The organism is bacterium (genome assembly GCA_024226335.1).
Taxonomy (GTDB): Bacteria; Myxococcota_A; UBA9160; order SZUA-336; family SZUA-336; genus JAAELY01.
Map to the genome: position 1 here is coordinate 1 of JAAELY010000273.1, position 8,349 is coordinate 8,349.

At 60.4% G+C, this 8,349-nt stretch carries 8 protein-coding genes; 5 read left to right on the top strand and 3 right to left on the bottom strand.

Annotated elements, in window-relative coordinates:
• From GY725_14795 to GY725_14805, 3 genes are all read right to left on the bottom strand, one after another.
• Positions 1–1,528: phage tail protein (locus tag GY725_14795; protein ID MCP4005458.1), on the bottom strand; the 1,528-nt coding region annotated here is incomplete at its 3' end.
• Positions 1,518–2,078, bottom strand: a complete 561-nt coding sequence (locus tag GY725_14800; GenBank protein MCP4005459.1) for a hypothetical protein — start codon at positions 2,076–2,078, stop codon at positions 1,518–1,520. The genes GY725_14795 and GY725_14800, both read right to left, overlap by 11 nt.
• Positions 2,079–3,347, bottom strand: a complete 1,269-nt coding sequence (locus GY725_14805; GenBank protein ID MCP4005460.1) for a DNA modification methylase — start codon at positions 3,345–3,347, stop codon at positions 2,079–2,081. It abuts the gene before it with no gap.
• Positions 3,348–3,851: 504 nt separating this feature from the next.
• Here GY725_14805 and GY725_14810 point away from each other — a divergent pair.
• The 5 genes from GY725_14810 to GY725_14830 form a co-directional block, all read left to right on the top strand.
• Positions 3,852–4,547 (top strand): hypothetical protein, encoded by a 696-nt coding sequence (locus GY725_14810; GenBank protein MCP4005461.1) that lies wholly within the window; start codon positions 3,852–3,854, stop codon positions 4,545–4,547.
• Positions 4,548–4,683: 136 nt separating this feature from the next.
• Positions 4,684–4,908: an AlpA family phage regulatory protein gene (locus tag GY725_14815; GenBank protein ID MCP4005462.1), complete on the top strand. Its 225-nt coding sequence runs from the start codon at positions 4,684–4,686 to the stop codon at positions 4,906–4,908.
• A gap of 138 nt (positions 4,909–5,046) precedes the next feature.
• Positions 5,047–7,458, top strand: coding sequence for a DUF3987 domain-containing protein (locus tag GY725_14820; protein ID MCP4005463.1), 2,412 nt, complete (start codon positions 5,047–5,049; stop codon positions 7,456–7,458).
• Between the two features lie 175 nt (positions 7,459–7,633).
• A complete protein-coding gene (locus GY725_14825) occupies positions 7,634–8,134 on the top strand; it encodes a DUF2924 domain-containing protein (protein ID MCP4005464.1) in 501 nt (166 codons plus the stop codon).
• The coding region (locus GY725_14830) for a recombinase family protein (GenBank protein MCP4005465.1) at positions 8,134–8,349 on the top strand (216 nt) is incomplete at its 3' end. The genes GY725_14825 and GY725_14830, both read left to right, overlap by 1 nt.

Genomic DNA, 8,349 nt, shown 5'->3' on the forward strand with positions numbered 1-8,349 from the left:
ACGCGAGCGAGTAATGGTCGGTCCCGATCCGTACGTAGCGATACGCCTGCGCCCCAGTGTCCGCGTCCTCAACCAGTTGTTTCACGTCGGAAGACATGTGAGCGGCGAACTCGCGCATCAATTCGCCGCCGCGAGGGAAAACCATCTTCTTGTCGCGGACCACTTGCCGGCTAGCGTCGAGCGCCTCGGTCCGGTTCTCCCGGACGATCTGCTCCTTGAAGTCCCATGCGTAGGAGCCGCGCTGGCTCTCGACGAAGTAGTTGAGGTAGACCCGACCGGAGTGCCTGCGGGCGAAGTCTCTGGTAGCGTGGATCTCGGGTAAGGCATCGATGACACAGCGTTGGACCTTATAACGCTCGATAAGTTCATCGAGCTCGCCGTAGGCCTGGCGCGTGCCGATGTAGACGACCTCACGCTTCCTGTGATCCCTGTCCGCGAACCTCGAGATCACGACGTGCAGTTCCTTGCCAGTGTCCACGCCCATCGAGCACGGCCGGTCGGAGGACTCCAGCATCCCTTTCTCGCCGCAACACGCCAGGACAGCTGCCGCATCGAGCCGGTTCTGTATGTCGGCCCAGGCCAAGCCGATCTTGAGGTTGTAGAACCGTTCGGCGAATCGAGTGCGGCGGTATTCTTCGATGATCTCGCCGGGGTCCACCTTCGACGAGAATAGCTGCGAGATGCGATAGCCATGGGTCTTGCGGTCGGGGAAGTCGGGCACCCACTCCCCTGCTTCGATATCCAGCTCCGCATCGCACTTCGGACAGGCCCGGTAGTATTCGCCATCTTCACGTTCGCGAATGATGCGGACTTCCTGGCCCAGCTTCTCGGGAAACTCTTTGTCGAGCGCCGTCCAGGTTGTGCAGTGATCGCAGCGGATCGTCCAGTGCCGCTGATCGGATAGCTGGTACGCCTCGTCGATGCCGTAGTTCGGCAGAGACGGGTTCGATAACTCAATGACCCGTTTGTAGTCCGAGTGCGCCAGACGCTCTCGCGCCATGCTCTTGGCGTCCGGGGTCGCCTCGTCGAGTTCGTCGAACACGATCATGTCCGCCGGCACCGACTTCATTCCTACGGTCGACTGCATGCCTCGCAGGTACAGGTACGACGATCCAATTCGCTTCAACCCCGCCGTGTCCGTGTCCTTCATCAAACGCTTGAGGAACTGATTGTCGCCCAGCAGGGGGCCGACACGGGACTTCGAGAACTCCAACACGTCGGTGCGGGTCGGAAAGAAATACATGCAGTTGAGGCCCATCACGCAGGCGTGGAACGCTTTCAGAATCGCCCAGGTTGTGCCGCCGATCTGCGCGGCCTTTGACAGGACGATGTGGGGCGCGGTGTCGTCGTAGATCGCTCGGAGATACTCGTGGCCCTCGAAGCGGAATGGCCGGCCGTCGAGGCGGACACGTCGCAGTGCCCAGTTTGCGAGCGGCTCGCTGACGGCTCGGGTCGCGGGCCTGGCAATCTCGGAGATCCGGCTGCGAACGTAGCCTCGAAACGCTTGCGGGACTGCTCTAGGCGACATCCTTGTTAGCCTCCGCCTCGGTGGGACACTGCTCGAGTAGTGCGCGGGCGATTCGATCCCGGGTGTCCTCGTCGCCGACCTCCTGCTTCACCACGTCGAGGAAAAGGTCGACGAGGGAACGACCGTCAGCTTCGGCCTGGGCACGAATCTGTTCTTCCGTCTGGCCGTCGAGCGAAAGACCGCGAGCTAGCCGTTGGCCTTTCTGTGCTCGATCCAGGATCGCCGCGACTCGTTCCAGCGCACGAATTTCCTCGGCGTTCACCCCGGTCTTCTGGATCGTCTCGAACAGCCTGCCGACCACGAAGCCCCAGGATTTGAAGTGCTGCGCGTTGAGCTCGACCCGCTCGGTGGCCAGTTGCTCGACGAGTTTCTCTGCTGCCTGCCGATCGATCTTAAGCCTGAGTCCGTCCCAGTCTTCTTCCTTGCGCCAGACGCCGACGGTGTGAGGCTTCGTACCGATCCGACGTGCGATCTCGGCAACTGACGACCCCTCGCCGGACAGATACAGCCGACGCGCTTCCTCGCGCTTGGTGCGGGAGTACTTTGGCACCTACGCCTCCTTCCTCCATCCCTGCGCCTTCTCGCCGGTGTAGTCCTGCCATCGTTGGACGATCACGTCGCAATAGCTGCCATCGACCTCCATGAGGAACGCTTTCCGCCCCATCCGCTGGGCCGCGATCAGCGTCGAACCGCTGCCGCCGAACAAATCGAGGACGTGTTCGCCTTTGCGGGATGAGTACATCATCGCTCGCTCGGCAAGCTCAACGGGCTTTTCGGTCAAGTGGATCATCGACTGCGGCGTGACCTTCTTCACGCTCCAGGTGTCAGGCGCGTTCGTAATGCCGGGATTGAAATAGTGGGCTGCGCCTTTCTTCCAGCCATAGAAGCACCACTCGTGGTTTCCCATAAAGTCTTTGCGCGTCAGCACCGGCCATTCCTTTACCCAGATGATGGCCTGCGAGAAATACAGGTCGGCTGCCTCGATCGCTGCAGGATAGTTCGCGACGTTCGCGTAGCCGCCCCAGAAGTAGAACCCTCGCCCCGGCTCAAGTGCCGAGGCTGCGTTCTGAAACCACTGCCGCAGCAGTTCGGCGAATTCCTCGTCGGACATGAAATCGTTTTCGAGTACACGATCACGGGGACGCATCTTCCCGGTCGGTGCTGCCTTCTCGGGGAACCGCGCCAGGTCGAGTCCTTGGTGGTGCGTCCGACCCTTGCCGGCAGACGCTATGGCGTTGTTCGAACGCGGCTCGACATTGACGTTGTACGGCGGGTCGGTATGCACGAGTTGAACAAGCTGGCGGTCGAGCAACTTGGCCAAGTCTTCCTTCGACGCAGCGTCACCACAGAGCAGTCGGTGCGGTCCCAGGTAGATCAAATCGCCAGGCTGCGTCGCCGGTTCATCCAAAGGCTCGGGCATCGCATCGGGGTCGGTGAGGCCCTCGGCGTCAGGCGGCTCCATCCCGCGAATGAGGTCGTCGATTTCCGACTGGGTGAAGCCGGTCAGGTCGAGATCGAAGCCGCCGGTTTCCAGCTCCTTGAGGATGTCCGAGAGCTTGTCGAAGTCGAACTCGCCGCTGATTCTGTTGAGCGCGATGTTCAACTGCTTTTCCGCAGGCTCGTCGAGATCGACGTAGACGACGGGCAACTCCTCGATCCCTGATGCTTCGGCCGCCTTGACCCGCTGGTGTCCGCCGACGATACGACCAGTGCGTTTGTTTACAACGACCGGTTCGACCACGCCGAACGTTGCGAGAGATCGCCCTAGGGCAACCAAGTCGTGATCGCTGATCTTCCTCGGGTTATATGGCGCCGCCATTCGGCGAAGGTCGGTGGTGGAGACGTTCGTCACTTGCACGTCGGATTCTCCTCAGACTCGTCTACGTCACGACTGAACCAGGCCCATTCGAGGCCGCTCGCTCGACGGAACCAGCCAGCCTCGAAGCGCCAGCCTGTTGCGCGACCGCGCTGGTAGTCAGCTCTCGTGAATCGTTGCAGTTGCAGGCATGGCCGACGATTTCTCATCGGTTGGTTTGCAGCTGCACGTGTGATTTTCATGGGTGTTGTGATTACACGATAACACCCGCATGGCTCCGCTTTGTGATGCGATACGACACGAGTCATCTGCTAGTCTTCTCTTAAGGACGACTTGGTACGCAGGACAACTACCAAGTCCCAGCTAATGGAGTAGCCGGCAATGGCTCATCGAAAGAAACCGCGCAAGAACAAGACCGCAACTCAGGTTGAGTACGTAAGTACGCGCCGTGGCCCTCGACTAGGCGGCGACAAGCGCACTCGCACTGGTCCACCGAAGCCCGACAAGATGACCGCCGCCAAGTTACGCCAGCTCACATCGCCAGCGGAGTCCAATCCATACACCAGCCTCTCTCGTGATGAGCACAGGGAACTGCTGGCGCAAGACCCGAAGCACATCGAGCGCGCTAACTATCCGTATCGACTGTCGGCGATCCAAGCTCGCCGGGTAGCGGCACTGTCCGGCGATTTGACGGCACTCTATGGTGCGCTTACAGCCTGCCAGTTCCCGGCGGAACCCGGATCACGATACACAAGGGAAGACCTCCGGCTTAACCCGGACCTGCATCCTCACGAAATCATGTGTGAGATTCCGCGTTGGCTGCTCGACGAGACGCTCGGCACGATCTGGAAGGGCCTACAGAACAAGTGGCCAAAGCCAAATCCCGGTCAACGACGAATGGCGCGTCGCTGCGCCAACGCTCGTAAGGACGTGGAACGGGCCATAGCCGTTCTAGAGGCACGCGAGGAAGGGCACCGGTCGGGCGACGAGTATGAATACGTGTCTCGTACTATGAGCAAGGCCGGACGGCCAAGTACTGTGCGGGATGCCTATCGCAAAGTAATGACGAACCTGGAGGATGATCCCTCATATTACCGGCGCATGAACATCTTCCCTCCATCGCGGATGAAGATTGACTACTCTCGAGGTGAGTACCCGGTGATGTCATGGCCAATAACAGATCCGGACTGTCATTACGAATAGAAGATAGCCTTCAGGCAATGGCTTTTTGCCTTAGGGTGGCGAGCTACGGTAGCTCACCACCTTAGCAGTAACGTCGAAAAGAGCTGACCATTTGATCTGATTTCGCCGCACTGAGTACGCGGCGTTGGAGGATCAGATGGAATCAACAAACCGAATTCTCAGAACCCCGGCCGCAGCAGATTACGTCGGGCTTTCCCCGTCCACGCTCGAACGGATGCGCCTTTCGGGTGACGGCCCCACGTTCATTCGCCTGGGCGGTCGAGCCGTCGGATACGACATCAACGACCTCGACGCCTGGCTAGACGAACAGCGCGACAACGGCGAAGGTGATGTCCCGACCGCATCGACCTCGCAGGGCTGAGACGCGCCTGTGTCCCACGCGTTGGACATCTTCGCGTCTGCGCTAGAACTCCGTGGATTGAAGCCACGAGTTCAAGCCGATAAGGGACGCTCGTTCTGCCCCCGCTGCCAGGCTGACGGTGGACACAAGTCCCGCGGCTTGAGCTTCAAGACCGGCGACGGCCGCCCCCTCATTCTCTATTGCCACGGCCCCGGGAACTGTGCTCCCGAGGACGTGCTCGAAAGCTGCGGTCGGACGTGGGCCGACTTCGATGACACTCCACGCAGCGCCAAGAAGGTCTCGACGATGAATCGTGAGAAGAATCTGTCCCCTGCCAACCCGACAGTCGGAACCAGGTTTCGCGGGGCAGTCATCACCAAGGTGTACGACTACCACGACGAGAACGGCAACGTCGTATTCCGAGCGTGCAGAACTGCGAACAAGGACTTTCCGATCGCTCGGCCCGATTCCCGCAGTCGCACTGACTGGTACTGGGGCCGCGACCACGTTGACACGGTCCTCTACGGCCTGCCCGCCGTCCTCGAGGCCGTCGAGGCAGGCAGAACGATCTACATCGTCGAAGGCGAGAAGGACGCCGACGCCATCAACGAGCACGATCCGGACTCAACCGGCTACGTCGCGACAACCGCTCCGCTGGGCGCGAGGAAGTGGCGGTCCGAGTATGCCGACGCCCTCGATGGAGCGGCACACGTGGTTGTGTGGGCCGATCGGGACAAAGCAGGAACCGATCACGCGAAGTTGATTCTTGAGAGTCTTCAGGGTCGAGCAGGCAATCTCGAGGCGGTTCAGGCAAAAGAGGGTAAGGATGCATCCGATCATCTCTCGACGGGTCACGGGCTGAACGACGTCGTCCCCATTGAACTCGGCATTGACGATCATCCACCGGCAGATGCCGACCGTACTGATAGCTGGGGTCCGCCGATCCCATTCCGTTCGCACAAACTTCCCGAGTTTCCTGTTAATAGCCTCCCGTCTCCCCTCTTGGAATTCGTGAAGGCAGAGTCGCTAGCGACGCAGACCCCGATGGACTTGGCCGGCTGCCTCGTGCTAGCCGCGTGCTCCGTTGCTATTGGTCGACGTTTCCGTGTCGAGGTTCGACCGGGTTGGGAGGAACCAACCAACCTGTTCGTTGTCGTGGTTCTTGATCCAGGAAACCGCAAGACGGCCGTCGTCGCCGACGTAACCCGGCCGATCACCGAGTTTGAGAAATCGGAATGGGAGCGACTCGCGCCGGAGATCACTGACGCTAGAACGCGCCATGAGATTCACAAGAAGCGATACCAGCAGGCGCAGAAGGAGGCCGCGAAGGCTGAACCGCCCGACCGAGACCGACTCGAGCGCCAAGCTATTGAGGCGGCGAATAATCTGGAGTCGCTTCGCGTACCTCCTCACCCTCGAATCTTCGCGGACGATGTGACGCCAGAGAAGCTTGCTCAACTCATCAGCGACTACGATGGGCAGTTCGCTGTACTGTCAGCTGAGGGCGGAATCTTCGAGTCGATGGCCGGAAGGTACAGCCCTAACAACGCACCGAACTTTGACGTGTTCCTCAAAGGCCACGCGGGTGATCCACTTCGAGTCGATCGAGTCAATCGCCCGCCCGACTCCGTCGATAACCCTTGCCTTACGGTCAGCCTCGCGGTCCAGAACGACGTGCTTCGCGGGCTCGCCTCAAAGCCGGGGTTTCGAGGGCGCGGGCTGTTAGCACGGTTTCTGTACGCGATCCCTGAAAGCTCCATCGGTCGCCGAATGATCGGCGCTCCGTCGGTTCCCATGCCGATCCGGCTGGCTTACGAGCAGCGGATTACCGCCATTCTCCAAATGGAGCCGGCCACCGACAACTACGGGAAACCGACCGCTCGTACCATCCGCTTCGATCCGGACGCCGCCGATCGCTTTAGGGCGTTCGAGAAGCAGATCGAACCCGAGCTAGCGCCGTTCGGTGAGCTCGGGTCGATACAGGACTGGGGTTCGAAGCACGTCGGCTCTGTCGCACGCCTCTGCGGAATCATCCATGTCGTCAAGCTGGCAGACGAGCCCTCATTGCCGGACACACGACGAATCGACTTGGCAACGGTCAACGAGGCCATCGAAATCGGTGGATACTTTCGTGCCCACGCCAGGGGCGCGTTCGCAGAAATGGGTGCCGACCCGGAAGTCGAAAACGCACGACACGTAGTGGCCTGGATCTCCCGCAAAGATAGACAGTCGTTCACCGTGCGAGATGCCTACCAGGATCTGAAGGGCCGGTTCAGTAGGGTCGCGGATCTTCAGCCCGCCTTGAAGCTCCTGGTCGAACACGAATACATCCGCGAACAGCACGAAGAAGGCAGAAAGGGCCGGGGGCGGCCTCGAAGTCCTGGATACGACGTGAATCCGATTTTTGGGGATATTGGGAATATTGGGGATCGTAATAGAACAGCCATTTCAGACTTACCTTCCTCATCTGGAACGTCAGATGGGACCAAAACAACTTTTGATTCCCATCCCCATAATCCTCAATATCCTCAGAATTCATCCGACGACGACGATCGAGGCGAGGCAGCGTGATGTCGCGCACCATCGCCACACATTCGGGTCTGTTAACCGACCTCGCCACCATCCTGGCGCGAGGGTACCTGCGGTTGACTAGCACTGCGCCACTTTCCGCCACATCTGGCCACAAAGAGCTTGAACTCTCCGCCGAAGAGAGCCCTCATCGTGATGACCACCACGGAGATCAAGGATGCCCACGGATACCAGCGTGATCCGCCAGATCCATCGCCTTCAACAGATGACGGTCGGCGATCTGCGCCTCGAATGGATGAAGCTCTACGGAGAGCCGACCCGCAGCCGGAACCGAGATTATCTCTGGCGACGACTTGCATGGCGCGTCCAAGAACTTGCCCACGGTGGTCTCAGCGACGCCGCAAAGGCACGCATCGAGGAACTTGCACCCGAGGGCTTCGCTCGCGCTAGAACCCCACCGAACGGCAACGGCGCGCCCCCAGCCGGTACCCGTGATCAGCACCAACATTGCGGTCATCGCGACCCGCGCCTGCCCTCACCCGGCACCGTTCTTACCCGGCAATATAAGGGACGGGAGATCCGCGTCGTCGCCCTCGACGACGGCTTCGAGTGGGACGGCCGACAGTTCCGTTCGTTGTCGGCGGTTGCCGGAGCCGTGACCGGCTCGAAGTGGAACGGGTGGTTGTTCTTCGGTCTGACCAAGAGGAAGCGCAGCTGATGACTGCTCGGCACTCATCGGCAGTCGCAAAGCTCCAGCCTGCGACCCGGTGCGCCATCTACTGCCGAAAATCGACGAGCCAGGGCCTCGAACAGGAGTTCAACAGCCTCGATGCCCAGCGGGAAGCTGCCGAGAGCTATATCGCCAGCCAGCAGCACGACAACTGGATCGCGCTCCCCGACCGATACGACGACGGTGGATTCTCTGCCGGAACA

Coding starts and splice junctions, on each gene's coding strand:
- GY725_14805 (MCP4005460.1), bottom strand. CDS start 3,347: ATGGCGGCGCCATATAACCCGAGGAAGATCAGCGATCACGACTTGGTT.
- GY725_14810 (MCP4005461.1), top strand. CDS start 3,852: ATGACCGCCGCCAAGTTACGCCAGCTCACATCGCCAGCGGAGTCCAAT.
- GY725_14815 (MCP4005462.1), top strand. CDS start 4,684: ATGGAATCAACAAACCGAATTCTCAGAACCCCGGCCGCAGCAGATTAC.
- GY725_14825 (MCP4005464.1), top strand. CDS start 7,634: ATGCCCACGGATACCAGCGTGATCCGCCAGATCCATCGCCTTCAACAG.